The organism is Acinetobacter sp. AL9, from assembly GCF_041464035.1.
In the GTDB taxonomy this organism is placed as follows: Bacteria; Pseudomonadota; Gammaproteobacteria; order Pseudomonadales; family Moraxellaceae; genus Acinetobacter; species Acinetobacter towneri.
Genome location: NZ_JAYFSK010000189.1, coordinates 1 through 365, shown reverse-complemented (window position 1 = coordinate 365; position 365 = coordinate 1). Strand labels below are relative to the sequence as shown.

Sequence of the window (365 nt, the reverse complement as noted above, 5' to 3'; positions counted from 1 at the left end):
GAAATAGAACGTTTGGAGAATAGCAGAATAGCCGAGCTTGGTTTAGAGCATTGTTACCACTTGCTGTCGTCCAATGCGCTGCCAGGGCAAACCCTGGATCAGTGCCTGTAACTGTTCCGGGTTGAGGGCCACGGTTTCACCTTGGTGAACTTGAGCCCAGTGGAATTTTCCCTGTTCCAGCCGCCTGGCACACAGCCAGATGCCCAGTCCATCATGTACCAGCACTTTCATACGATGGCCACGTTTATTACAGAACAGGTAGGCGCAATGCGGTTTGATTGAGCCAAAGGCTTTCATAATCTGCGCCATGACCGTATCCATCCCTGCTCGCATATCCAGAGGTTGGGTGGAGAGCCAGATTTCAT

General features: G+C 51.5%; 1 protein-coding gene. It reads right to left on the bottom strand.

The features are described from left to right. Positions 1-42: 42 nt before the first annotated feature. On the bottom strand, positions 43-365 hold a 323-nt coding region (gene tnpB, locus ACEO2X_RS14260), incomplete at its 5' end, for an IS66 family insertion sequence element accessory protein TnpB (RefSeq protein WP_371972192.1).